Origin of the sequence: Gloeocapsa sp. DLM2.Bin57 (assembly GCA_007693955.1) — a bacterium.
Classification (GTDB): domain Bacteria; phylum Cyanobacteriota; class Cyanobacteriia; order Cyanobacteriales; family Gloeocapsaceae; genus Gloeocapsa.
Genome location: RECR01000037.1, coordinates 45647 through 71375 on the forward strand (window position 1 = coordinate 45647; position 25729 = coordinate 71375).

The 25729-nt window shown below is 38.4% G+C and carries 31 protein-coding genes and 1 tRNA gene; 11 read left to right on the forward strand and 21 right to left on the reverse strand.

All coding sequences use genetic code 11. The features are described 5' to 3' along the window. The first annotated feature begins 2 nt into the window (after positions 1–2). From EA365_01850 to panB, 4 genes are read left to right on the forward strand one after another with little or no spacing between them, the layout of a single operon-like run. The gene (locus tag EA365_01850; GenBank protein ID TVQ48165.1) at positions 3–644 is read left to right on the forward strand and encodes a nitrogenase; all 642 of its coding nucleotides are present in this window, start codon (positions 3–5) and stop codon (positions 642–644) included. A gap of 8 nt (positions 645–652) precedes the next feature. Beyond that, a complete protein-coding gene (locus EA365_01855) occupies positions 653–1174 on the forward strand; it encodes a peroxiredoxin (protein TVQ48166.1) in 522 nt (173 codons plus the stop codon). A gap of 28 nt (positions 1175–1202) precedes the next feature. After that, positions 1203–1892: a magnesium protoporphyrin IX methyltransferase gene (locus EA365_01860; protein ID TVQ48167.1), complete on the forward strand. Its 690-nt coding sequence runs from the start codon at positions 1203–1205 to the stop codon at positions 1890–1892. Between the two features lie 3 nt (positions 1893–1895). Continuing rightward, positions 1896–2669 carry a 3-methyl-2-oxobutanoate hydroxymethyltransferase gene (gene panB / locus EA365_01865; GenBank protein ID TVQ48168.1) on the forward strand — a complete coding sequence of 258 codons (774 nt, stop codon included), beginning with the start codon at positions 1896–1898 and terminating at the stop codon, positions 2667–2669. A gap of 1 nt (position 2670) precedes the next feature. Here panB and EA365_01870 read toward each other — a convergent pair whose 3' ends face one another. Genes EA365_01870 through EA365_01880 form a run of 3 tightly spaced genes read right to left on the reverse strand, consistent with a single transcriptional unit; the run spans position 2671 to position 3953 of the window. Then, positions 2671–2952: an antitoxin gene (locus tag EA365_01870; GenBank protein TVQ48169.1), complete on the reverse strand. Its 282-nt coding sequence runs from the start codon at positions 2950–2952 to the stop codon at positions 2671–2673. Between the two features lie 2 nt (positions 2953–2954). Continuing rightward, positions 2955–3233 carry a toxin gene (locus EA365_01875; protein ID TVQ48170.1) on the reverse strand — a complete coding sequence of 93 codons (279 nt, stop codon included), beginning with the start codon at positions 3231–3233 and terminating at the stop codon, positions 2955–2957. Between the two features lie 21 nt (positions 3234–3254). After that, positions 3255–3953: a rhomboid family intramembrane serine protease gene (locus EA365_01880; protein ID TVQ48171.1), complete on the reverse strand. Its 699-nt coding sequence runs from the start codon at positions 3951–3953 to the stop codon at positions 3255–3257. A 363-nt stretch (positions 3954–4316) separates the two neighbouring features. Here EA365_01880 and EA365_01885 point away from each other — a divergent pair, with 363 nt between their 5' ends. Beyond that, positions 4317–4508: a DUF2949 domain-containing protein gene (locus tag EA365_01885; GenBank protein ID TVQ48223.1), complete on the forward strand. Its 192-nt coding sequence runs from the start codon at positions 4317–4319 to the stop codon at positions 4506–4508. Positions 4509–4574: 66 nt separating this feature from the next. On the opposite strand, the gene EA365_01890 is transcribed toward EA365_01885, so the two are convergent. Further along, positions 4575–4871 carry a cytochrome P450 gene (locus tag EA365_01890; GenBank protein TVQ48172.1) on the reverse strand — a complete coding sequence of 99 codons (297 nt, stop codon included), beginning with the start codon at positions 4869–4871 and terminating at the stop codon, positions 4575–4577. Between the two features lie 98 nt (positions 4872–4969). After that, a complete protein-coding gene (locus EA365_01895) occupies positions 4970–6106 on the reverse strand; it encodes a tetratricopeptide repeat protein (protein ID TVQ48173.1) in 1137 nt (378 codons plus the stop codon). A 93-nt stretch (positions 6107–6199) separates the two neighbouring features. On the opposite strand from EA365_01895, the gene EA365_01900 reads away from it, so the two are divergent. Beyond that, on the forward strand, positions 6200–8263 hold the full coding sequence (locus EA365_01900) for a DNA polymerase III subunit gamma/tau (protein ID TVQ48174.1): 2064 nt from the start codon (positions 6200–6202) through the stop codon (positions 8261–8263). On the opposite strand, the gene EA365_01905 is transcribed toward EA365_01900, so the two are convergent. Then, positions 8250–9143, reverse strand: a complete 894-nt coding sequence (locus EA365_01905) for a DMT family transporter (GenBank protein TVQ48175.1) — start codon at positions 9141–9143, stop codon at positions 8250–8252. The two genes, EA365_01900 and EA365_01905, sit on opposite strands and share 14 nt — an antisense overlap. Positions 9144–9272: 129 nt before the next feature. Here EA365_01905 and EA365_01910 point away from each other — a divergent pair, with 129 nt between their 5' ends. Then, complete coding sequence (locus tag EA365_01910) at positions 9273–9956, forward strand: hypothetical protein (GenBank protein ID TVQ48224.1); 684 nt, start codon at positions 9273–9275, stop codon at positions 9954–9956. Beyond that, a complete protein-coding gene (locus tag EA365_01915; protein TVQ48176.1) occupies positions 9953–11200 on the forward strand; it encodes a glycosyltransferase in 1248 nt (415 codons plus the stop codon). Before EA365_01910 ends, EA365_01915 begins: the two co-directional genes overlap by 4 nt. An 18-nt stretch (positions 11201–11218) precedes the next feature. On the opposite strand, the gene argF is transcribed toward EA365_01915, so the two are convergent. From argF to EA365_01945, 6 genes are all read right to left on the reverse strand, one after another. After that, positions 11219–12148, reverse strand: a complete 930-nt coding sequence (gene argF, locus EA365_01920) for an ornithine carbamoyltransferase (GenBank protein TVQ48177.1) — start codon at positions 12146–12148, stop codon at positions 11219–11221. Positions 12149–12195: 47 nt separating this feature from the next. Beyond that, positions 12196–13389 carry a stress response protein gene (locus EA365_01925; GenBank protein ID TVQ48178.1) on the reverse strand — a complete coding sequence of 398 codons (1194 nt, stop codon included), beginning with the start codon at positions 13387–13389 and terminating at the stop codon, positions 12196–12198. Between the two features lie 8 nt (positions 13390–13397). Then, entirely contained in the window at positions 13398–13964 is a 567-nt protein-coding gene (locus EA365_01930) for a stress response protein (protein ID TVQ48179.1), read from the reverse strand. A 96-nt stretch (positions 13965–14060) separates the two neighbouring features. Next, complete coding sequence (locus EA365_01935; protein TVQ48180.1) at positions 14061–14606, reverse strand: Uma2 family endonuclease; 546 nt, start codon at positions 14604–14606, stop codon at positions 14061–14063. A gap of 94 nt (positions 14607–14700) precedes the next feature. Further along, a complete protein-coding gene (locus EA365_01940) occupies positions 14701–15078 on the reverse strand; it encodes a cupin domain-containing protein (GenBank protein ID TVQ48181.1) in 378 nt (125 codons plus the stop codon). 35 nt (positions 15079–15113) lie between these two features. Further along, a complete protein-coding gene (locus EA365_01945) occupies positions 15114–15494 on the reverse strand; it encodes a DUF4359 domain-containing protein (GenBank protein ID TVQ48182.1) in 381 nt (126 codons plus the stop codon). A 36-nt stretch (positions 15495–15530) separates the two neighbouring features. Here EA365_01945 and EA365_01950 point away from each other — a divergent pair. Then, a tRNA-His gene (locus tag EA365_01950) sits at positions 15531–15606 on the forward strand. Positions 15607–15645: 39 nt separating this feature from the next. On the opposite strand, the gene EA365_01955 is transcribed toward EA365_01950, so the two are convergent. From EA365_01955 to EA365_01965, 3 genes are read right to left on the reverse strand one after another with little or no spacing between them, the layout of a single operon-like run. Beyond that, on the reverse strand, positions 15646–16095 hold the full coding sequence (locus EA365_01955) for a hypothetical protein (GenBank protein TVQ48183.1): 450 nt from the start codon (positions 16093–16095) through the stop codon (positions 15646–15648). A gap of 7 nt (positions 16096–16102) precedes the next feature. After that, a complete protein-coding gene (locus EA365_01960; protein TVQ48184.1) occupies positions 16103–17224 on the reverse strand; it encodes an aldo/keto reductase in 1122 nt (373 codons plus the stop codon). A 4-nt stretch (positions 17225–17228) separates the two neighbouring features. Continuing rightward, complete coding sequence (locus EA365_01965; protein TVQ48185.1) at positions 17229–17735, reverse strand: bifunctional nuclease family protein; 507 nt, start codon at positions 17733–17735, stop codon at positions 17229–17231. A 105-nt stretch (positions 17736–17840) separates the two neighbouring features. Here EA365_01965 and ribE point away from each other — a divergent pair, with 105 nt between their 5' ends. After that, complete coding sequence (gene ribE / locus EA365_01970) at positions 17841–18530, forward strand: riboflavin synthase (protein TVQ48186.1); 690 nt, start codon at positions 17841–17843, stop codon at positions 18528–18530. Positions 18531–18576: 46 nt separating this feature from the next. Here the strand turns inward: ribE and EA365_01975 are convergent, their stop codons facing one another. The 4 genes from EA365_01975 to EA365_01990 all read right to left on the reverse strand — a co-directional run bounded on the left by EA365_01975 (position 18577) and on the right by EA365_01990 (position 23231). Next, entirely contained in the window at positions 18577–19437 is an 861-nt protein-coding gene (locus tag EA365_01975) for an acyl-CoA desaturase (protein TVQ48187.1), read from the reverse strand. A 49-nt stretch (positions 19438–19486) separates the two neighbouring features. Further along, a complete protein-coding gene (locus EA365_01980; GenBank protein ID TVQ48188.1) occupies positions 19487–20452 on the reverse strand; it encodes an FAD-binding protein in 966 nt (321 codons plus the stop codon). A gap of 7 nt (positions 20453–20459) precedes the next feature. Then, the gene (locus tag EA365_01985; GenBank protein ID TVQ48189.1) at positions 20460–21548 is read right to left on the reverse strand and encodes a fatty acid desaturase; all 1089 of its coding nucleotides are present in this window, start codon (positions 21546–21548) and stop codon (positions 20460–20462) included. A gap of 69 nt (positions 21549–21617) precedes the next feature. After that, the gene (locus EA365_01990; protein TVQ48190.1) at positions 21618–23231 is read right to left on the reverse strand and encodes an Hsp70 family protein; all 1614 of its coding nucleotides are present in this window, start codon (positions 23229–23231) and stop codon (positions 21618–21620) included. 10 nt (positions 23232–23241) lie between these two features. Here EA365_01990 and EA365_01995 point away from each other — a divergent pair, with 10 nt between their 5' ends. Continuing rightward, the gene (locus EA365_01995; GenBank protein TVQ48191.1) at positions 23242–24441 is read left to right on the forward strand and encodes a PDZ domain-containing protein; all 1200 of its coding nucleotides are present in this window, start codon (positions 23242–23244) and stop codon (positions 24439–24441) included. Here the strand turns inward: EA365_01995 and EA365_02000 are convergent. Next, complete coding sequence (locus EA365_02000) at positions 24438–24857, reverse strand: J domain-containing protein (GenBank protein ID TVQ48192.1); 420 nt, start codon at positions 24855–24857, stop codon at positions 24438–24440. The genes EA365_01995 and EA365_02000 overlap by 4 nt on opposite strands. Positions 24858–24860: 3 nt before the next feature. Next, positions 24861–25715 carry a glutamate racemase gene (locus EA365_02005; protein TVQ48225.1) on the reverse strand — a complete coding sequence of 285 codons (855 nt, stop codon included), beginning with the start codon at positions 25713–25715 and terminating at the stop codon, positions 24861–24863. Positions 25716–25729 lie beyond the last annotated feature (14 nt).

A 25729-nucleotide genomic window follows, 5' to 3' on the forward strand; every position in this document is an offset into this window, starting at 1 on the left:
ATATGGTTCAATCAGTTAACGACAATCAGATTATCGCTTGGTTAAGAGGATTACTCACAATTGCTTGGGCTGATGGTGTATATACAACAGAAGAACAAGAAGTGATAGCTAAAATTACCGAAGAATTAGCCCTATCGGAAGCCCAAATAGTAGAATTTAAATCAATCACCCCAACTGAATTAGCTAACGCACTCGGAGAAGATAAAAAAACCAAAGAAAACTTTCTCAGAACAGCAGTTTTAGTAGCTTTAGCTGATGGAGTCTATTCTATACCAGAAGCAAAAGTCTTACAAGAATTTAGCGAAGCTTTAGGGTTAAGCGTAGAAGCGTTACTATCTCTAGACATAACTATTCATGACGCAGACACCCCCCAAGAATTACCCCACCCTGATTTATTAAAACCAGTGAAACACTGGTTAGATGGTTTAGAAATAGAAGATCCTCGTTTAGCAAAATTTCTCTGTAAAATGATTCCCCCCCAATGTCCCTTTGAAAGAGATATTGTGCTATTTAAGCGTAAAATTGTCCATATACCTCCTTTGTGTAAACTCAATCCTCTTTATGAGCAGTTAGTGGGTTTGAGATTTAGATCTCTGTCTTATCTAGCGGATGACTGTAAAGAAGATATCAGCGAATATATCTAAAATAAACCATGAAACGTGTTTTTCTGCTTGTCCTAATTCTCTTATTGAGTTTAACTCCACCAGCTTTAGCATTAGGTGGAAAACAACCCGAATTAAATCAACCTGCACCCCTATTTACCCTTCCTACGAATACAGGAGATGGAGAAATTTCTCTTTCTGATTATCGTGGTAAATGGGTAGTCTTATATTTTTATCCTCAAGACTTTACCTCTGGTTGTACCCTCGAAGCGCGTCGCTTTCAACAAGATTTACCCCAATATCAACAACGTAACGTAGAAATTCTAGGAGTCAGCGCTGATGATGTAGATTCTCACGCTCAATTCTGCGACTCCGAAGGTTTAAAATTCCCCCTTTTAGCTGATACCACGGGAGAGGTGAGCAAAACATATGGCTCATGGTTAGGGATTATGTCACTACGCCATACTTTTTTAATCGATACCGAAGGTATAATCAGAGAGATTTTCCTAGGAGTAAATCCCGCGATTCACTCTCAAGAAGTCTTAGCACGTCTCGATCAACTGATACAGTAGATAATTATTACTACTCTTGACTTAAGCAATGAATTTCAATCTCAACGATAAAACCATAGTAAAAGAATACTTCAATACAGCAGGATTTGACCGCTGGAAACGCATTTATGGCGATGGGGAAGTTAATAAAGTCCAAAAAAATATTAGAGTAGGACATCAACAAACCATCGATACTGTTTTAAAATGGCTAAAAGCCGATGGAGACTTAACAGGTTTAAGCTTTTGTGACGCGGGTTGTGGTGTAGGTAGCTTAAGTATCCCTCTGGCTCAAATGGGTGCGCAAGTCTTCGCTAGTGATATCTCTGAAAACATGATCACCGAAGCACAAACCAACGCTGAAAGGTTATTAGAGGATACTAGTAATTTATCTTTTAGCGTTAGTGATTTGGAGAATCTCACAGGTAAATATCACACCGTTATCTGTTTAGATGTGTTGATTCATTACCCGGATTGGGATATGGAACAAATGGTACTACATTTAGCATCTCTAGCAGAATCTCGTGTGATTGTGAGTTTTGCTCCGAAAACCTTTGTTTTGAGTATGTTAAAGAAAATTGGTGAGTTTTTCCCCGGACCTAGTAAAACTACCCGCGCTTATCAACACAAAGAAGCTGATATGATTAAAATACTCTCAAATAACGGGTTTACCATTAAAAGAACAGGAATGACTAGTACCAAGTTCTATTATTCTCGTATCCTAGAAGCAGTGAGAACTTAAATTATGGTAGTCACAACCCGACAGCTAATTAAATGGAAACAACAAAAACGCCCCATTGTCGCTTTGACTGCTTGGGATTATGCGATCGCTCAATTACTCGATGAAGCGGGTGTAGATGTGGTTTTAGTGGGAGATTCCCTCGCCATGGTAGCTTTGGGCTATGCTAATACTCTACCTCTGACTCTCGAAGAAATGATCCACCACGCTAGCGCTGTATCTCGTGGGGTGAAAAATGCTCTCGTGGTTTGTGACTTACCTTTTTTAAGCTATCAAGAAAGTATTACACAAGCTGTACACTCCGCGGGTCGTCTCCTTAAAGAAGCGGGAGTCGCTGCGGTAAAATTAGAGGGAGGATACCCGGCGATCGCCTCTACCGTCACCCACTTAACTACTATAGGTATTCCTGTGATGGGACACGTGGGTTTAACTCCCCAATCTGTACATCAATTGGGTTATCTTCAACAGGGAAAAACCCCTCAAGAACAAGATAAAATCTTACAAGAAGCTATTAATCTCGCTGAAGCGGGAGCTTTTGCTCTTGTCTTAGAACATATTCCCGCTACCCTAGCCGCTAAAATTACCGAAAGCGTCTCTATCCCTACTATTGGTATCGGCGCGGGTAATTATTGTGATGGACAAGTTTTAGTTACCGCTGATTTATTAGGACTTTCTGAGAAAATCCCCCCTTTTGCTCAACCAGTGGTTAATTTACGTCAAGTAGTCACCGAAGGGGTACAATATTTTATTAATCAAGTAGAAAAGGATCATTTTACCTAAGCTACTCCCTAACCTCGATAAGTTTCCCTGTAGCGTACTTATGAAGAATACTGGAAATTAAAGTTAGGGAAGGTATTCCCTCCTCTTTTGCTTTTGCTTGGATTCCTTCCCAATCGGGTGAAGAGATTCTCAGTGTTATTAGCTTATCTTCTTGACTCAGAGCATTTTTAGCATAAAGCTGTATCTCTTCTAAGCGTTTTTTATTTGCTACTGCTACCCATTCTTCTCTTTCAAAGGAATCTAATATCTCTTGCTCGTATTTATCTAATTCATTCTCATTCATAACTAGTCTTCATTCAAGATATATTTTTTTGTAGCTTTTCGAGATGGAATAATTGTTTTCAAAAAAATCTCAAGTTCAGTTTCTACATAGGGTACTAAATAAGCATAATTTTCTATTTTTACGACTAAAATCCGCTGATTAGCATATCTTACTTTATCGGGATGTTCATAGTCATCTAACAAATGACCCTCTTTAATAGCATCCAAGATTACTTCAAAGGTAATCCCCCTCTCAGATTGTAGTTTTTGATTTTTGGTGAGATTCCATCTGATTGTTTTCATGCTAACCGAACTCACCTTTACCTAGGGTTTACGGCGAAATAATCCCAATATAGGTGCAAGAATTATACCAACAATAAACCCTCCAGCGTGAGCCCAGTAAGCTATTCCACCTCCTTCCATACCAATATTCATATTAGCGTCTAGAGAAAGTATCCCGTTAAAAGCTTGTTGTAAAAACCAAAATCCTAAAAAAGCATAAGCAGGTATTCTTAAAGGTATGAAAATAAACCCTAGGGGTAAAATCAGTAAAATTTCTGCTGTGGGAAACCTGAGAATATACGCTCCCATTACCCCCGCGATCGCTCCACTAGCACCTATACTAGGAATAGTCGAACTTGAAGCAAAAAACCATTGAGCTAAAGCAGCTAAAGCACCACAAGTCAGATAAAATAATAAAAACTTGATATGTCCTAATTCTTCTTCGATATTATTACCAAAGATCCATAGATAGAGCATATTAAACCCAACGTGTAAAAATCCACCATGGAGAAACTGACAAGTAATCAAGGTTGCTAACTCTGGGATACTGTCATAGGTTAACTCTCCCTCAAAAGTAGCGGTTAATTGTCTGGGAATAACTGCATAATTTTGAAATAATTCTTGTAATTGGTATTCTGATAGACTTAATTGATAGATAAAAACGCTAATATTAATAATAATCAGAGCATAAGTGATATAGGGAGTAATTTTAATAGGGTTTTCATCCTTAATAGGGACCATAACTTTCTCTTCTCGATTATTTATCCCTTATCTTAACATTCTCCCTTCTACCCCAAAAAGTTAAGCTATATTACAAAAATAAGTTTATCTTGAGAACATGAGCTAGAATAATATTCTCTAAGAATATTTAAATTGGGGATCGCTTAAGATACTCATTTTTAGCAAATTAGAGTATAATAAAAAACTCTTCTGCCCACTATGACCAATAAACCAGCAGAAACAGACTAAAACCCGTTATAGTTCTCAATAACTTTAATAATATTAAGTTGATTTTCTCAGTAATTTTAAACCCAATACTAAGGTTAGGGAGGTAATAACAGGTGATGCACTAAACACATAAACCCAGGAGGTATAACTATGGCAATGTCACCCTTTACATACTCGCGTTTCTTGGAGTTCTTAAGTCAAGAACTATGCCTGTCTCATAACTCTATTTCCATGGCTGAACGTTCTGTAGAACAAAACTCAGGTTTTTTGCCTATGGTACTTTGGCAATACGGATTGGTTACATTACAGGAGTTAGACAAGATTTATGAATGGCTCGAAACAGTTTAATAATTCTTATCAGAGAGAACACCTATTATTATACACCAATCAAGACATAAAAGCCAAGTTTTTACCCTAGACAGAGACAAAACGTACCTTTAAACCGTCTTTTAGTTGAGGGGTAGGAATACCAATCATGGTCAAATCCTGATTAGGTAATAATTCCCATTGGTAATTAGCTACTAACATAGCTGCAAACACGCGCATCTCTAAACGCGCGAATTCTTTACCGAGACATTCTCGTAATCCTCCCCCAAAGGGAATATAGCCAAAGTTAGCCTGTTTGTCTGCTTCTTGATTAGGAGCAAAGCGATCGAGATCAAAACGCTGATAATCTGGATACAATTGAGGATCTCGGTGAGTTTCATTAATTAGTCATAATCTCAGGATGTTTAGCTGTTAAGAAGCAAAAAGACACCAAAGTAGTATTATATATACAAAAAATATCTCCTCGCACCTAAAACCTAAAACTATTCAGTCTGAGATATTGGTGAGTTGTTCAATTGAGTTAACCTAGATTCAGCCATGGAAAAATCAGGTTTGATTTCTAGGGCTTTTTGGTAACTAGCGATCGCCTCGGGTAACTTTTGTAAATGTTCTAGAGCACAGGCGCGATTGTACCACCCTTGATAGTAATCAGGTTTCACGGTAACTAACTTATTCCAAGCGTTAAGGGCGTCTTCCCATCGTTCTAGACGATATAAGATATTACCAATTGAATTCAAAGCCATATAGTCATCGGGTTTAATCTCGATAATCTTCTCAAAACAGTTTAAGGCTTCCTGATGTCTGCCTAGATTACTCAAAGCTCCACCCCGATTATACCAAGCATCTAGAGAATAAGGATTAATTTTAAGCGCTTGATCCCAAGAGGAGATAGCCCCTTCTAAATCACCCTGGTTAAATTGTTCGAGTGCTTTTTTTAACCAAACATTTTCTGTAGGAGATTGTTTAGCTTGACTATATTTATTTTGTAACTGAACCATTTGATTAACCATAGCTGCAACTATTTGTTCTGGAGTACCTCCTTCTAAATCTAGTTGTTTAGCTAAAGCTTCAGCTAAGGGTTGATCTTGATATAAACGAGCTAATAATTGATCCGGTGTAAGAGGTTTAAATTCTTCGGGTTGTTGTGGTGGGGTAGGAGTCTCTACCTCTGTAGTCGGCTTTTCTGGGACACTAGTAGCTGCTGTATATTCCCAGATTTGTCTTTTTTTCTGTTTATTGAGTATTTGTTGTCCAAGTTCGTAAGACTCTTGACCAAAACGACGTAATGAAGGTAAAAACTCAGTTAATTGACCAAAACGAATCATTCTAATCCCTAATTCCTGATTAGGTGCACTACCCGCTAAAACTTTCCCTCCAAATCCTTCTAACCAATTAATCCAATCGTATTGAGTAGCGCGATCTTCTAATTGCTCAAAAAATTTGAGTACACGTTTTTGATCCCAACCGCGGATTACTCCCTCTAACAATTGTGTAAATAAAAATTCATAATCTGTATCGCTTAACGGTTGTAGAGAATCCCTGTTTTTAGTTTTTTGCTTATTAACGCCAAATAATCCCTGAAAAAACCGCTTAAGCCATTGCCAGATTTGCCGGAGCATGGTCAAATTTCCTTAGTAAACTTCAAATTATTAATTTTCGATGGCAAGATGGAGTTATGCCCAATATTGCCTCTATTCTAACCTTTAAATGTAATGTCCTATTCTCCCCTTCATCATAAATATCGTCCTCGCACTTTTGCTGAATTAGTGGGTCAAGAGGCGATCGCCGCTACCCTAACTAACGGGATTACCCTAGGAAAAATAGCCCCTGCTTATTTATTTACAGGTCCTAGGGGAACAGGAAAAACCTCAAGTGCGAGAATTTTAGCAAAATCTCTCAACTGTTTAAATAGTCCTCAACCTACTCCTGATCCCTGTGGAGAATGTGAAGCTTGTCTGGCGATCGCCCGTGGCTCGGCTTTAGACGTCATCGAAATTGACGCAGCTTCTAACACAGGAGTTGATAACATTCGGGAAATTATCGAGCGTTCCCAATTCGCACCTGTACAATGTCGTTATAAAGTCTATGTGATTGATGAATGTCACATGTTGAGTACAGCAGCCTTTAACGCTTTACTCAAAACCCTAGAAGAACCACCCCCACAGATAATCTTTATTTTAGCCACTACTGACCCCCAGAGGGTTTTACCGACAATTATTTCGCGTTGTCAACGCTTTGATTATCGACGTATCCCCCTAGAAGCGATGATTAAACATCTAGAATACATCGCTACCGAAGAACAAATTAAGATTAATCTAGCGGGAATTACCCTGATTGCGCAACTAGCTAATGGTGGACTTAGAGACGCACAAAGTTTATTAGATCAACTTAGCTTATTAGATGGTGAAATTACCCCAGAGCGAATCTCGGATTTAGTGGGTGCTACCTCAGAACAGGATTTAATCGCATTATTACAGGCAATTTCTGAGGCTGAACCTGTCAAAATTATCGAAAAATGTCGTAATATTCTCAATAGAGGACGAGAACCCCTAATTATTCTGCAAAATTTGGCTAGTTTTTATCTTAATCTTTTGATTGCTAAAACTTCTCCTCAAAATCAAGCCTTAGTTACGGTTACCTCCCAAACTTGGCAAGAGTTATGTCAACTAGCCCAAAATTGGACGGTAGCTGACATACTTAGAGGTGAACAACATCTCAAACAAAGTGAGATACAACTTAAGAATACCACTCAACCCCATCTTTGGTTAGAAATAACTTTGCTAGGATTAATACCCCAAACTCAACCAGAAGTTGTTCACACTTCACCAGCGCTTAACTCTCCTCCCCCAGCCCCAAAAAGTAATCAAATTGACTCTATCTATACCGATGGTTCTTGTTTAGGTAATCCAGGACCTGGAGGTTGGGCTTATGTGGTTTATGCAGGTGATAAAATTATCAAAGAAGGTGGGGGTCATGAATCACAAACTACTAATCAACGCATGGAATTAGCAGCAGCCCTCGGCGCTTTAGAGTATCTAGAAAAAAAGAACCACACCGCTGAGGTTACCCTCTATACCGATAGTCAATATGTTATCAAAGGTCTTACCCAATGGTTAAAAGGTTGGAAAAAAAACGGTTGGATAACTAGTAGTAAAAATCCCGTAGTTAATCAGGATTTATGGAAACCCCTAGACTTACTTAATAGCAAATTAAAGATCAATTGGCAACACGTACGAGGACATCAAGGAAACGAAGGAAATGAGCGCGCAGATGCTTTAGCAAGGAGTTATGCTAGTCAAAAAAAGTCCCAAGAGGAAGAAATACCTAACTCAGTAGTAGAGTATCAATCTCCTCAAGAAATTTGGCAACAAGTCATTACTCTTGTTCAACCTGTAACTACTCGCGCTTTATTCCAACAACAAGCTAAATTAATCGAATTTGATGGGGCGATCGCTCGTGTAGGGATTAGCACAGAAAAGTTACTTAAATTACATCAGGGAAAAATAGCTAACCTTGAAGCTGCTTTTTTTACTCTCTTTCAACGTAAAGTTAAAGTCATCATGGAGGTTATCTCCACCCCATCAGAAAAAAAAAATAATCCTCTTCCCTCTTTACCCCCACCCACAGTCATTGAAACCCCAAAAATAGAACCACCCACTGTGACTGAATCTCTGACTGAATCTGTGATTGATAATTCAACTCCTACTGAGAAACAATTAGAAAAAGCCGTAGAAAACATCCTTAAACAGTTTCAAGGAGAGATTATCCCAGATTAGCGATACCAACCAGCGCAATAAGTACACCTAGAATAGCCCGAAAACTGATTTTTTCCCCCCTGATTTTGGCTATAGGTAGAATAAATAAAGGACTAGTGGCTAAGAGAGTGGTTGCTATTCCCGTAGGAGTATATTTTAAAGCGGTTTGTTGTAACCAAATTCCTAGATAAGTACTCGCAAAAGCGGTAGCTACTAAAATTAAAAATGTTTTTCCTTGATTGGTAGTTGTTTCTGGTTTGATATTAACCCTTGGTGGAGAGAATAACAGTAATAAGGGAACAATGATTATAGTTCCACCAATTAGTCTGATTAAAGTACTGTTTAAGGGTGCAATTCCTGACTCTACTAATGCGTAACGAGAAATTACCGCAGCGGTTGCTTGAGAAATAGCAGCTAAAATACCCCACATAATACCTAGTTTTGGTTTTTGCAGGGGATTATAGCTATCTTGGGTTTTTTCACTAATTACCCAGCATACTCCTAATACGGTTAAGATAATACCAGACCAAGCGCGTATAGTCAGCGTTTCCCCTAAATATAGCCAGGCTAAACCTCCTGCTAATGGTGGTGAGAGAGTCTCTAATAGTAGGGTTTTGCGAGGTCCATTGTGTTTCAGTGCTAAAAAATAGGCTGTATCTCCTAATCCGATTCCAATAACACCAGAAATAATTAACCAACCCAGGGTTGAAAATTCTACAGCCAATTCTAGATTATTGGTGATTACTAGAGTAATTAAAATGAGGGCGATCGCGATTAACCCTTTATAGAGATTAAGTTTTAACGGGGGTATTTTTAACCCTAACAAGCTATAAACAGTGGAGGATGCAGCCCAAAGAAAAGCAGCGCTTAAAGCTGCTATAACACCTATATAAGTAATCATAGTATATTGCACAACCTAAATATATTATTAATTAATTCTAATTATTCTAATTATCAATGATATATTAATCATATTGCAGATAGAAAACTAAACTTGGAGGATAACTTGATGTCCAATGCAACCAACGAAATGCTTGCAACACCTCCCCAAGAAACAGTAGATCCTTTTGCTATTAAAGATTGTGCTCTAATTGCGATCGCTACAGGTAAAAAGGCTATTAACCTTAAAGAATTTCGTGATACTCTAGAAACAATTAATCTAGATAGTATTTATCATCATTTTTGGGGGAGTTTATTAGAACCTCGTTTTGAGGAAACGGAATATAATAATGATTTCGCTTCTTGGGCGCGACGAGGTTTACATGATGATAAACTAGCAGAACGTTTAGCTATGCTTGACCCTAGTTTTTATCCCAATCTCGAAGCTTTACGTCAAGAATTATTAGAAGTGATCGAAGAAAGATTAGACGAGAATGAATATCTAACTTGGATGTTAGCAACCGAGTCTTTTGAATTTATTCGCTCGCAAATTGTGGTTTTTGATACGGGTATGCGCATTGACCATCCAGCTAAGTTAGGAGAATTAATTCCTTCTTTATCAACTAATAGCATTTTTTATCACTTCATAGACGCGCGCAGACGTTTACCTGAACAAAAAAACGATTTTAGTTATTGGTTAGTTAGTTTTAATGGTTTGTACGAGGAATTATTAAACCAATTAGAAGGTATTGATCCTTATTTTAGTTCCTTAACCGAATTGCGTCAGCAAATAACGGTAATTTTTCAAAAATGTTGTCCTGGAGTAAATGTATGAATATATTGGAAACCTATGCTCAACTAGCAGGAGAAGAAGTTGTTACCCAATTACAACAATTAGCTAAACCTTTACAAGGAAAAGAGATAGTCCACGTTAATTCTACCGCGGTAGGAGGAGGTGTCGCTGAAATTCTGACCAAACTAGTTCCCTTAATGCGTGAGTTAAATCTTAATGTCTCTTGGGATGTAATCAAGGGTGATGATGGATTTTTCCAGTGCACTAAGAGTATGCACAATGCTTTACAAGGTGACGAAGTACCGATTAGTCAGTCTTTATTAAAACACTATGAGGAAGTAAATGCTAGTAATGCAGAACAATTGCGTTCTAAACTAGAAGGGGCTGATTTTGTTTTTATTCATGACCCCCAACCGGCACCTTTACTCAAATATTGTCCTCAACGCAAGGGTAAATGGATTTGGCGTTGTCATATTGATGCTAGTCATCCCTATCGCCCTGTATGGAAGTTTCTCCGCCCTTTTTTAACCGATTATGACGCGAGTATTTTTTCTCTGGCTGCTTTTGCTAGATCTTTACCCCATCCAGAATATATTATCCCTCCCAGCATAGACCCTTTAAGTGAGAAAAATATTGATTTAGCTCCCGCGGAAATTGAGGAAGTTTGCGATCGCTTTTCTTTAGATAGAAAAAGACCTTTGATTGTCCAAGTATCTCGTTTCGATCGCTTTAAAGATCCTGTGGGGGTTATTTGTGCTTATCGTCTAACGACTAAATACGTTCCTTCTTTACAATTAGTTTTGGTTGGTGGCACTGCGACAGATGACCCTGAGGGTAAAATCGTTATTGAAGAGGTAAAAATGGCAGCTCAAGACGATCCTGATATTAAGATACTCTTACTCCCTCCTGATGCGCATAAAACCATTAACGCATTACAAAGAGCCGCAGATATTATCTTGCAAAAATCCACTAAAGAAGGTTTTGGCTTAACAGTAACCGAAGGAATGTGGAAGGGTAAACCAGTGATAGGTGGTAATACAGGTGGGATTAGGTTGCAGGTTATTGACTATCATACGGGTTTTTTAGTTAATACCCCTGAAGGTGCTGCATTACGTATGCGCTATCTCTTGCCACAACCCGATAAAATTGAGGAAATGGGTAAAAAAGCTAAAGCATTTGTGCGGGATAATTTCTTAATGACTAGACAGTTAAGAGAATATTTGACTTTGATGGTAGCGCTACTTCATGGTGATACCAATAGAATTGAGTTAGAATCCACCCTTTAACAAGAGTGGAAAATACCCTCAATCAATACCCAACAAGCTTAAGAGTAGGGCTTTTTGAGCGTGCATACGGTTTTCTGCTTGTTGCCAAACTCGGGATTGTTGACCTTCTAATACCCCTGTGGTAATTTCTTCTTCACGATGGGCGGGGAGACAATGTAGTACTATCGCTTCTGAGTCTGCTTGACTTAAAAGGGTTTCGTTGACCTGGTAAGGACTAAAAATAGGTATTCTCGCTTGAGCGTCTGCTTCTTGTCCCATACTCGCCCACACATCAGTATAGATTACGTGAGCACCTTTCACTGCTATCTCGGGATCTTCGGTGATGGTAATTTCTGTCCCACTTTGTTTGAGATTTTCTGCTTGTGCGACTAGATTAGGATCGGGTAAATGGGTTTTAGGGGTAGCTAGACGTACATTCAGACCAACGATCGCTCCTGCTAATAATAAGGAGTGGGCAACGTTGTTACCATCACCAAAATAACTCAGGGTTAAACCCTTATAACTGCCAAAACATTCTTGTATAGTTAATAAATCAGCGAGTATTTGACAGGGATGTTCTAAATCACTGAGAGCATTAATTATAGGAATATTGGCATAATTAGCGAAGGTTTCCAAGTCTTCTTGGTTAAAGGTACGAACTGCGAGTATATCGAGATAGCGATCTAAGACTCTAGCGGTATCTGCTATGGGTTCTCCTCTACCTACTTGAGTTACACTAGGGTTAAGGTCAATTACTTGTCCACCAAGTTGATACATAGCTACGCTAAAGGAAACGCGGGTACGGGTAGAAGCTTTATAGAAGAGTAACCCTAGAACTTTTTGACATTGTGGTTTGATGCTTCCGTCTTTGAGTTGGGTAGCTAGGGTTAGTAGTTGTTCTATTTCTTGATTAGTTAAATCAGCGATACTCAGTAAGTCTCTACCCCGAAAGTTATCTATTGTTTCCATATTTTTATCTCGATTAGGCTAAATAATGCTTAATTTTAGCATCTAGATTACTTTCTACCTGGTGTCCATTTTAAACCCCAATTAAAGGCTCGATCCATTTCAGGATGACCTGAAAAATATTGCACGACTTTCTGAACACTAAAAGTGTTACCCACGTTTTCTAATAAGGCGATCGCGCACATACTGATATTATTACGATGTTCGTCAAGATTAACGATAATCTCGGGATTACCTGGTTGTTTGAGAGTAAAAACTCCATCGGCTTGAGACCAATTAGCGATACCTTCATAGATGAAAGCATAAATCAAGATACGTTTAATTTGGGCTATTTTTTCCCCATTAATCCGTAGGTTTTCTCCTTCTGACCATGAGCCTGTGCGATCGTCTCCACAATGTAAAATATAGGGAGGTTGATCAAAGTCTCCAAAACAATTACCTAAAGCTTGAATTGCTCCTTTTTCCCCTGTAGTTAGTTCGTACAAGCAACCTAAATCCAGGTCAATTCCTGTTTCATTGTTACCTGTACTAAACATTTTGCTCAGCAAACCTCCTTGCGGTTGTGAGGTAACTTTGGTTTGATGCCAATTAAGGTTAATTAACAATTCTCCCAAACTACCGCCTACTTTAGGTTTAAGTTGGACTGAGTCTCCTTTTTTGTTGAGGACTATTTTGGAAGAGAGTTTGAGGGTATTTGCACCGGGTATTTGATTCTGAAAACTATTTAAATCTAAGACCTGGTTTTCATTAATTAGTTTTGCACCCATAAAACCTGTATTATCAATCTTAGCGATTATAGCTACTGTACCTGGGGTAGTTGAGTCTAGGGGGACTGCTACTGATTCACCGCGATCGTCCACTAGTAAGACATGGGCATCGTATTCAGCGAAGGAATGGGGACGATTGGCGACCGCGTCGGTAAAATTGACGGCACAGATATATACTTGAGCCATGTCATCTAGTTTACTGATGCGGATAATTTCTTGGTTTTCTCCCGCTTGTGCACCTACTCCTGAGTCTTCGCTAAGTTGGATATAGGGGAAACTATTCAGACTCCCCATATTTCCTCCTGCGTAGTTACTAGAAAAAACTGCACCTTGTTTACCGTCTTTGGTTTGGTAAAAAGCCATTAAGTCTAAATCTATTGCAGCTGTCCATTTTAGAGAGACTACTAGTTGTTTGACGGATAAGTAGGCTTCTTCTCCCTTTTTTTTAAGGGTTACTTTTGCTTTAAGTTCTGCCATAATAATTTTTAACCTACAATTACGTGTGAACCTGGTATAGTCGCGGCAAAAGTATCTAGACTAATTATTCTGTTTTCGTTGCTTAATTTTGCCCCAATGGGACTGGTATTGTCTATTTTAGCGATTACTGCTACGTGACCTGGTTCGTCTGAATTGAGGGGAATCGCTATACTATCGCCTTTTTCATCAATAACGATTACTCCTCCGTCGTATTGACTAAAGGATGACTCTTTTTTTTCTATAGCGTCGGTATAGTTAATGGTGCAAATATAAACAGTGGCGAGATCATCAAGACGACTAATTCTGATTACTTCTTCGTTATCTCCTCCTTGGGCCCCTACTCCTTCGTCTCCACTAAGCTGCATATAGGGAAATTCGTTTAAGTTACCTAAAGTGCCCCCAGGGTAATTGTCAGAAATTACTCCACCTGTGCGACCATCTTTAGCTTCATAAAAAGCCATTAAGTCTAAATCTACACTAGCTGTCCAGGTTAATTTAACTAGTAATTGTTTAATGGAGATAAAGGCTTGTTCCCCTTTTTGGTCTAGAGTAATTTTAGCTTTTAGTTCTACCATTTTTAGATCCTTATCTAATAATTCTGTTATTCTTAGTTTAGCTCATTTTTTGCTTTCATATTTTTATGTAAACAAAAGTAAAAAAAATATTAATTTTTAAGAGCTAATCATTCTCGTTACTTTAATCTCAAGATTGGGGAAAGCGATCGGGGAAATTGTTCCTTCAGTAACCCTATACTGGTTTTTATAATCATCTTCTGAAGGTTCTCTAAACACAATGACTATTTTTGTAATTAAATTAATTAGCCAATATTCCTTAATACCTGCATTAGCATAGATTTTTTTCTTTCTCCCTAAATCTTGTTCAAGAGTAGTATTAGCTATTTCTATTAACCAGTAAATATCCTCGGGGTAGGGATGTCGAGTCAAATAATTGCTATTAGGAAGACGAACTATACTTAGGTCAGGTTCAGGTTCAGAGTAATTAAGTGTAATTGTCTGAGCTTCAAAAACTTTGGCTTGACCCCGTAATAATTCTCGCAAATATTCCGCTATTTGATCGTTAATAAACCGATGTAATGGGCTTTCAGGACTCATTTCCCTTATTTCCCCTTCTAGTAATTCTACTCGCCGATTGTTGAAAATTCCACTGTCTATCATCAGGTGATAATCTTGAATCGACCATTTACTTAGATCTTGCATCTTTATCACAAGTTACTGGTTAAGGTAGGGTGTGGGGGATTTTTTCAGTATTTATACTTCTATAGCGATCGCCCTGAGCAACCGCTATTAAATACTATTTAAGTATTTCACTTGGTTCTTGATCACCGAAACGAATAATGTCATCATCACCAAGATATTCACCATTTTGTACCTCAATCATCACCACGGGAATTACTCCAGGATTTTCCACCCGATGGGGTGTATTCATGGGAACATAGGTAGATTGTTTTTGCATTAATAAGGTTTCTTGCTGGTTACAAATAACTTTAGCTGTACCCGCTACAACAATCCAATGTTCACTACGATGATAGTGCATTTGAGTACTAATGTGGTGACCAGGGTTAATAACAATACGATTAATCCGATAATTTGGTCCTTCTTCTAACAGAGTGACTGTTCCCCAAGGAGGAGTTCTCGTCGGGTTTTCTGGGGTTTCGGTTAACTCACTCATAGAGATTCTCTCAACTAGATTTAATTCAATTCTAACTAAAGTTTTTCATGATTATAAGTATAAAATTGTTGCAAAAATCCTACTGTTTGAAAACGATAGCTAGGTAAAGGATCAAAAAGCGAGATATTAGTTTCATAGATACTAAAGAGGAAAAAATTACTTCTTTCGGTTTTAGTAGCGATAAATTCGTCTAGTTGAGGACGAGCTATATCTACTAAAGATTTGCATTGTGTTACTAAAAAGTCTCCCCCTTGACCATTGGCTTTTTGACAAAAATCTTGTTTCAGATAAGTACTTAAGCTAGTAGCTGCATAATCTTCATAGTTTTTTTGTCCAGGATTGGTCACTAGTAACAATCCCCCTAAGATTCCTAGAGTAATCACACCACCTTTAAAAATTAATTGTGAACCTTGCATAATTTTATATTCTGTGCTAATCTAGTTTAATGAATGGCGAGCGTAGCCAAGTGGTTAAGGCAGTGGATTGTGGTTCCACCATTCGTGGGTTCGATTCCCATCGTTCGCCCTAAAACCCATATAGATACATTGTAACTTAGATAAACTATCCTTAGCGAACTAACTCAAGACTGTTGATTTCTCTAATATCAAAGTCAATCTCACAATCATGAGGATCACTAGTAAAATCACAAGTATAAAAAGCTAAACATTTCTGTTGTTGATTGATTAATCTGAGATTATATTGATATTCTCTAGCGATCGCCCCCATATGATTGACTAAACGATAACGATTGATATAGTCTAAAAGCGTCCAGAGTTGACGGTTAATAATTAAATCGATCGAGTTATTCTCGGTATTAATTACCCAACCTTGGATTAGTTGACCATTAAAGGGATCAAATTGTTCCCTACCCCACCATAGCTTAGCAAAACTATACTCTGTTTCTGTAACTGTGGTAAGAGAAGGTAGAGTACAGATATTTTCTGTAGTTTCTGCTATCACAACTTGATTCGGAAAACTAACTATGATAGTGAGTATGAATAATAGTTTTTTGACCATACTTAATTCAATCTTCCCAGAGACGACGACGATTAGGACCATTTAAACGGTTGTGAGTATCTAATAACAGTTTAGGAATATCGAGTTTTTCTGGACAACGAGGGAGACAATCTCCACAACTTGTACAACGATTCCCTTTTTGACCTGGAAACCAGTGACCTGCGTTTTCTAACATAGCATAACGATATTGACCGTAGTCTGTCATGTCATAACCAATAGCCAGATTGCGTAACCGCAGAATTTCTGGGATATTAATTGTTTCTGGACAAGGGAGACATTGATAACATTGAGAACAATAATCTGTAGCTAATTCTTGTCTTAAATGAGTGTCTAGCTTTGCTAATATCTCTTTTTCCCCAGGAGTAAGAGGATAATCCTGATTAGCGACAGTTAAGGGATTATCTAACTCACTAGGGTTAGCAGGTCCTACACTTAAAGTAGTAATAGCAGGATTACTGAGTAAGAAGCGATAACTTAATTCTAGGGGGGTAAATGGTTTACAGAGATTAACGAGAGTTGAAGAGGGTTGATAGAGACGTCCTCCTTTATCCCCTGGTGAAATAATAAATATTCCTAAGTCTTTACTTTTAGCTAGTTCGATGATTGCTTGATTACGTTGCCAAAAATAATAGTAATGTAAATTAACGAATGCAAACAGATTGGTATTGATGGTAGCGGTGATTAACTCTACACTTCCATGGGTAGAAAAACCCAAATGTCTAATTTTACCTGCGGCGATCGCCTGTTGAATCGGTTTTAAACAACCATCCCTAGAAGTTATTAATTCTAGATGTTCTTGAGTATTGACTCCATGAATTGCTAGACAATCTATATAGTCTAACTGCAATCGCTGTAATGACTCTGCGATCGCTGTTGCCATTTCTGGGGCAGGAATCGGAGGTATTTTAGTAGTAATGTATATTTTATCTCTAGGTAAAGTTTTCAGAGTTTTACCTAAATACTCCTCACTTTTACCATAACCTCTAGCGGTTTCAATGTGGTTAATTCCCTTAGCAATTGCTGCGTTAACGGTTTGTTGGAATTGAGTTTCTGAAGCTAAACAACGCATTGTTCCCAGGGAAAACACCGATAAAACCAGATTGGTACGTCCAAAACGTCTATATTTCATTTAACTAGCTATCGTTATTTGGTTCAACCCCCCTATTTTTAATTAAATCTTCGGGACTCAAATTAGAGAGAAACTCTTTAAATGCTTTTCTCTCTTCCTCATCTGCATCTCTATCTACTGGTATAGACGCATCAGCGACAACCTCTTCCATTACCCAAATTGGACTATCTGTACGTAAAGCTATGGCGATCGCATCACTGGGACGACAATCGATTTCTTTTTTAACCTCTCCTTGTTGGAGACAGAGAACCGCGTAAAACGTATTATCTTGTAAAGAATGAATAATAATTTTAGAGAGTTCTAGAGACCAAGCTTCAAAGATATTATTCATTAAATCATGAGTCAAGGGACGTGGTGGTTTTTGTCCCTCTAAAGCAGCGATAATCGCCTTAGCTTGTTCTTGTCCTATATATATAGGTAAAGCGCGACGATCTAAGCTATCTTTTAATAGTACAATGGGACTACGGGTAACAGCATCTAAGGCAATTCCAGCAACTTTCATCTCAATCATAGTTTACTTTCCCACATTTACTAACCTTAGCTGTAGCAAGCAATAGTTTCTTGATTACCTTTAAACTAGTATATTCTAACTATTATATTCTCTCAAAAAATAGCCGTGTTTACAGGATTAGTGGAAAGTTTAGGTCAAATCGTGTTTTTAGACTCGGATCATCTACAAATAACCATAGATAATCATCAAGGAAACATAATCTCTGACCTAGTTTTAGGGGATAGTGTCGCCGTAGATGGTATTTGTTTAACAGCAGAAAAAATCCTTAGTAATGGTTTTATTGCTAGCGTCTCACCAGAAACTACTAAACGCAGTATTTTAGGATATAGAGAAAATAGCGCTAAATATAGTAATTTAGAAACTTCTTTACGTGTAGGTGGTAAACTCGGGGGACATTTTGTTACAGGTCATGTGGATGGTGTAGGTTGTTTAGCAGAGGTTACCAACACATCTAACGCTTGGGAAATGACCTTTACCTCAACCGAGAGTTTACGGGATATGTGGTTAAGTGCGATCGCTCCTTATTTAGTCAGTAAAGGCAGTATAGCGGTCAATGGTATCAGTTTGACTATAGCCGATTGTGATGCTGATGGCAATTGGTTTACTGTAGCGGTGATTCCCCATACATATCAACAAACTAATCTTTATTACCTTCAACCTGGTAATTGGGTAAATCTTGAGAGTGATATTCTTGGTAAATACGTTAATCGTTTTTTACAGCATCGTTTAGCGATAACTCCTACAGTTGATGATCTTGATCTCTCTTTTTTAGCTGAACATGGTTACTTAGCTTAGTAGTCAAAAAAAATCCACTCTTGAGAAAGAGTGGACAACTGAAGACCTAGATATTTTCTAAGACTTTTTCTGAAGAGGGTAGTTTTAGTGCTGAAGCTATACCCATTACTTGCAGCAATCTGATAAATTGATAGGTAGGATCAAAAAGATATTTAATTTGACCATCTTTAACAGTTATACCTTGATTAGCTGACCAGGGTAAAGCGTGATGAAGATTATGCCAACCTTCCCCTAAAGTCAGAACAGCTACCCACCAATTATTCTTACTATAGTCATCAGTTTTAAAAGGTGTTGAACCAAATTTATGACAGACAGAATTAACTAAAGCAACACCATGAAATAAAATGGTTGTACTTAAGAAAAAAGCCCCTAAATACTCTAATCCCCCGATCATAAATGAGATTAACCCTAAACCAAGTAAGGGTAGAAAATGAAGACGATCCATTATTTTTAGCACAGGATCTTGTTCAACATCAGCAGGTAATTTAGAGGGGATAAAATTATTAGATAATAACCAACCCATGTGAGACCAAATAAATCCTTGAACCGATGAATGAGGATCACCAACTTGATCTACGTAATTATGGTGATCTTCATGATGTCCTTTCCACCAACTAGGTCCCATTTGTCCCGCTGATGAAGCTATTAAGCAACCTATCCATTTTACCCAAGCTGGTGTTTTATAGGCTTTATGAGTTAAGAGTCTATGATAGCAAGCTGTAATAGCCAACATCCTAATTAAGTATAAGAAAAAAACCCATAACCATGCTCCTAGTGAAAGTCCAGTAAATATGGGTATAATCGCCCCCAGATGACAAATAATGATGAATACAGGACCCAGCCAATAGCCAATTAAAACTGGTAGAGAATATTGTTGTTTCTGGGTTGATGCAAAATGTAACGTCATTAGAATTATTAGCCGAAAATGGTAATTAACATAAGTATATATTACTATATTAATTAAGATAATTTCCAGCAGCTAAACCAGATAAGACTGCATCTTCTAGGTGAGAACCAAGAAAACCATCTCCTGCTAAAATCAATGTACCTGGTTTAGTAATCTCTAGATAGGGTTCTCCATAGACTTGATCAGCTTGACTATAACGCCAACGGTGTACTTGATAAGTTAGTATCTCAGAGTTTAACCAAGTTGCAGCACTAGCTAACAAGTCTTGCACAATGCTATGATCATCTTTATCCCAATTAGTTTGACTATATTCTGAACTAGCGTAGAGAGTCACTCCATAACCAGAAGGAGAAATTCCCTTTTGATGATTGCAACTAATCCACTTGAGGGGGTTTCCCTCTAACCATAATCCCCCTGGTGAAGGAATCAGGTTAGGTTGGGAAAATAAAGCTAATATAGCGATACAGGGATGATAGCTGACTTGATTTAATTTTTCTCTAATTTCTGGTTCTAGTAAGATTTGAGAATCATCTAATATTGCTAGAGTTTGCGGTACAGGAGGAGTTAATAATAACTTTTGACCTGTAAAGATTTTACCTGTTTCTGTATATACTTGCCAATGAGTATCTCGCCATTCTAGATGGGTAACTCTAGTACTTGTGTGTACGTCTAAATCAAGAGCTAGATATTTAGCGATCGCCCGATTACTTTCTACTCCACAATAATAAGTTTGGTTGTCCATATTAAAACCAGTTGACCAGATTTTAACTAAACCAATTTCTAACCATTCTTGTACTATATTCTGAAAGGTGGCTGATTGAGCAGTAAAATGAGGTGCGCCATAGTCGATTACACCTATCAGGGAATTATCATAATTTAATCTACGTGTAGCTAGACGTCCACCAATACCTCTACCTTTATCGAGGATAGTTACTGTCTTTCCTTGATTGTGTAGGGTTTTAGCTGCTATTAGTCCACTAATTCCACCACCAATAATCAGATAATCTCTGTACATTTATTTTTTATAATTTTGTCAAAGGACAGGGTACAGATTTTTGACCATCCCAATCTGTAAAAGTATGACTATCTTGATAATGACGAGGAGTAGTTAACATCAATCGCCAGACTTCCCCTACGTCGATTACGTTGATTCTATCTGGGTAGTGGGTTTGAATCAACTCTTGCAGCATTGGGTAATAGTCAGAGTTCATGAAGGGGAAAATGTGGTGTTCTGTGTGGTAGGAAAAATTGACGTGTAATAAATCAAAGAACTTGGGCATTTTTAAAGACACACTGTTAATCAGGGGGTCATTGATTTCGGTCATTTGACAAAGCATATGATTGGTGTAGATATAGAACATTTTGATAGTATCACCTAACCAGAGGGGTAAGAAATAGCCCAAAAACAATTTAAGGGGATGAAAATCTAAATAAGTGATAATCGCTCCATGGATTGCTATAACTATCAATAATTCCCAAATGACCTTACGACGTTCCCTAGGAGTCAGAGTAAAAGGAGCAGGAGAGTGAACAGCTGAACCATCTGTATAAAAAAAGGCTGAAATAAAGTTACGTAGATTATGAGCAGTCCACACAAAACCCATACCCAAAATTAACCGTAAACGATTAACTTCAGCAGAAGGGATAAACTGATTTTGGATAAATTTTGCCCAACTAGGAGGTTGAGAAGCTAAATAATTGCGATCAGGATCATTCAAGGAGTTAGTCTTGTTATGATGTTCTCGATTATGTACCGCTTTCCAGAAGGTAGGAGTCACCCACTGCATCGATACGCCTAAAAAAGCGATGATTTGTTTTAATGGGGATTTTTTAATCGTTTTGCTGTGTAAAATTTCGTGTGTAGTAAATGCTATTACTGGTATAGCATTAGCCATGATTAGGATTATAGGTAGATAAAGCCACAGCCAATACCATGACCATTGGTCTAGTTTATCAGCGATTCCCCAACCTAAGAGTAAAATTAGCCCGTTGATCAGTAAAATAATGATGCTATTGTTGCTAGGCTCGAAAGCTTCAGCTGGCATCAAAGGACGTAGTTTTTTGGCGTATTGTGCCCTAGAAATCAGCTTTTGATCGAGAATTGAAACCATAAGAATATTTGGCTAGATAATTAGCAAATTATGTCAATCTTCTTGGTTATTCTAGCCTATATTCAGCATTTATCTTAATTCAGCCACAATTTGATTAGATAAGAGTACCGCTTCGGTGAGTAAATCTTCTACAGTAATCCGTAGATAGCGTTGTTCATCAACCCAGAATAAGACTTTCAGGCGATCGCTGCCTGGATTACCGGGAGGTTCTAAACGTGCGATTGTTTTTGCTCCCTCTTGGTCATTGAGAGGTTGTACCTGAGTTTGACCTGGAGTTAGAGAACGAGTAACCAGGCGATCGCCTTGGAAATATACTTCAGTAGCGCCAATTTCACTCCCTAATTCCCCGATGACCAATTCTACACTAGGTTGATTGTCCCAAGAAGCACCCAGGAGTAATTCTAAGGGTTGATCCATAGGGTAGGGTTGTCCACTATTAATTAAAGCATGCCAATTATGAGCTTGTTTACGACGATCCCAATAACGGATACCATAACTATGATAGAGAAAATCGCGCAATTCTCTGCCTTGGGTTAATTGTAAAGCACCTAGGGCAATAGCTTCTAGAGGGCGATCGCAGCGAATTTGTGCGGGTGTAAAATACTGTGCAATCCAGTTTTGCACTGCGGGTATTTTTACTGTTCCTCCTACCAATAAAACCGCACCAATATTGTCTTTGTCAATACCATTACGTTTTCCCTGTTGTAAAACCTGAGTCAACAACTCATCAAGCTGACTAAAAAATTCTCGTTCTTGCAGAATATGATTAAAAGTACCTTGATCTAAACTCAGTTCATAAGTTGTGAAACTCTGGTCATCAAAATAAACCTCAGTAGCGTTTTCCTGAGTAGAGAGTTGTATCTTTAACCTTTCACAGAGACGATTAACTAGAGAAGAAGAGGTTAATCCTTGTTTTTCGACAAAGTAATCAACCAACCAATTATCTAGGTCGATTCCCCCGAGATTTTTACCAGCTTTTGCCAAAACCTTAGCTAGTTTGGCTTTTTTCGGAGTATTTTGACTAATCAGTTGACTTCCCCATTTAAGTAATAAACCTTGATTAGTTTGGGGATTATCCAACTTAACTAAGGAAAAATCAACAGTTCCCCCCCCAAAGTCAATAACTAAGACCAGATCTTCTGTGGTTGCTCCGTAACCTAAAGCCGCTGCGGTAGGTTCATCAATAATTTTAATTTGTTCTACCGACCAAGTTTGACAAACACCCGACAACCAACGACGGTAACTCTCAAAACTATCCACAGGTACGGTTAATACCAAACAAGAGGGGTTTTCTGGGGTTTGTTGTTGTAAATTAGCGAGAATCCCTTGGAGATACCATTGACCTAACTTTTCAAAGCTAATGGGTATCGAGTCAAGTTCAGGTAAAAACCCCTGGATACTCGCACCAATACCCCGTTTAAAACCAGCAAAATAGCGAGGTGAATGACGCAAGTCCAACCCTTGATCTTTAACCTGTTGTCCTAGGAACAATTGGGGTGTTTGAGCGTCTTGTACATAGACTAGACTAGGAATAATGGGCGGATTATCAGCTAATTTCCCAGACAATCCCGGTAAAGTAATTATTTCTGGTTGCTGGTTAACCGAATTCCAGCGGGAAATAACCGTATTACTAGTACCAAAATCAATAGCGTAAGATAGAGTCAGATTGTCTAATTTATCCATGAATAGGAATATGAAGGATCGTAAGTTTTGGCGTCCAACCAGTAGTCATATAGTAGCCTTAATCGCAGGTTGTGCGATCTCATTGAGTGGGGTCAGAGTTTTAGCATCTCTGGCTGATCCAGTACCTAATTCTACGTTTTTAGTACCTACTGAGTCAACTACTCAAGTGGCGGTAGCGCCTATTTCGGCTAATAGTTTTGTTGCTGATGCAGTTGCTCAAACAGGTCCTGCGGTAGTGCGTATAGATACAGAAAAGCTAGTAACTAGAGGTTTAAATCCTCTATTTGAAGACCCCTTTTTCCGAGATTTTTTCGGTGGACAATTTGCCGCACCTCCCCAACAAGAGAAAATAGTGGGTCAGGGTTCTGGTTTTATTATCAGCAATGATGGTATTATTTTAACCAATGCTCACGTAGTTAGCGATGCCGAAAAAGTTACCGTTACTCTTAAAGATGGTCGAAGCTTTGAAGGAACGGTTAAAGGTACTGATGAGGTTACAGATTTAGCGGTAGTACAAATTGCTCCTGCAGGAGATGATTTACCCATCGCTCCTTTGGGTGATTCTGATCAAGTTAGGGTAGGAGACTGGGCGATCGCCGTTGGTAATCCTGTGGGTTTAAATAACACCGTTACTTTAGGGATTATTAGTACTTTATCTCGTTCTAGTGCTCAAGTAGGTATTCCTGATAAACGTATCGACTTTTTACAAACCGATGCGGCGATTAACCCTGGTAATTCTGGTGGTCCACTGTTAAACGATCAAGGAGAGGTTATCGGTATTAATACAGCGATTCGTGCTGATGCTATGGGTATTGGCTTTGCTATACCTATTAATAAGGCTAAAGAGTTACAAGAGATTTTAGCCACAGGTCAAGAAGTACCTCATCCCTATATCGGTGTACAGATGATTACTCTCACTCCTGAATTAGCTAGAGAAAATAATAATGATCCTAATTCTCCTTTATTTATGCCTGAAGTGCCAGGAGTGTTAGTAGTAAGAGTTCTTCCCTCAACTCCGGCGCAAACTGCAGGTATTCGGATGGGTGATGTGATTACTAAGGTTAATGGTCAACCTGTTACCGATGGTAGTCAATTACAGTCTTTGGTAGAAGCTGCAGGAGTTAATCAAAACCTGAAACTGTCGGTGATTCGAGGCGATCGCACTTTAGAAATAACCGTTAAAACAGCTCAACTAGGTAGTCAAACTTAAGTTATACTGAGACTATCACCCCTAACTATAGCTACGACTAAAGCTAGGAGTAAACAACCGACAAAAGTCGATACCAAGAGAAACAGAGCAAAAATTTCCCCAGCTGATAAAGGACGATCGCTAGGTCCGGTATAGACAGAGTGATTATCCTGATTATAGCTAGGGGGTGCTTGAATCACGTTCAAACGGGAATAACCAATCTGCAGGTCATAGAGAGAGCGTTTGTCAGGGTTGCTTAAGGTTGCGTAAGCTTGATTAAGTTCTTGAAATTTAGTTTTAGCGATCGCTTTAGGTAAGGTGGTGGTATCTGGGTGAAACTGTTTACTTAATTCGCGGTATTGACGACGAACTTCTAGATTAGAAGCAGAGGGATGAAGTCCCAAAATTTGATAATAGTTATTCCCAGGATTAGTCACTTTCTACTCTCCAAACGTAGGAATATTTCTGCTTATTCTAGCAAGACTATCTACCGGGATAACTGGTAAAGAAATTTTTTCTACCCGAGGAGTAAAACCCAACCATTGTTTAGATAACATAGCGAATTGTTTCGGACAACCACTAACACAGAAACGAGTGGGCTCAGGAATGCGATAATTTTTTAAACCCAACATTTTTAATTCTCGCATCGCTGCTGTAACTACATAAGTAGCAGGATCGACTAGTTGAATATGTGGGGGAATAATATCAAGGATCACGTTTTCTAAATGGCGATAATGGGTACAACCATAAATCAGAGTATCGATTTCTGCTGCTAATAAAGGTTGTAGATAATGTTTTACCACTCTGTGGGAATGGGGGTGATAAACTCGGTTTTGTTCGATTAAGGGGACAAAAGGGGGACAACCCACTTCTAATACAGTAGCATGAGGTTTGATTTCTTGTATAGCTTGACTATAAGCACCACTATTAGCTGTAGCAGGAGTAGCGATCACCCCTATTTTTTCTCCTATGTTTACCGCGGCACGAGCACCTGGTAAAATAATCCCGAGAATGGGTATATCAAACTCAGAGCGTACCGTTTCTAAAGCTAAAGCCGAACTGGTATTACAAGCCATGATCACCATTTTGACTCGTTCTGCACTCATCCAAGTGAGAATTTCACGCACAAATTGTAAAATTTCTGCTTGGGAACGATTACCATAGGGAAGTCTCGCTGTATCAGCAAAATAGAGAATAGATTCTTGGGGAAGTTGTTGATAAAGTTGTCTTAAAACAGTCAATCCACCCACACCACTATCAAAAACGCCAATTTTCTGGCTCATCTTTTGTAACATAAATTTATTAACAA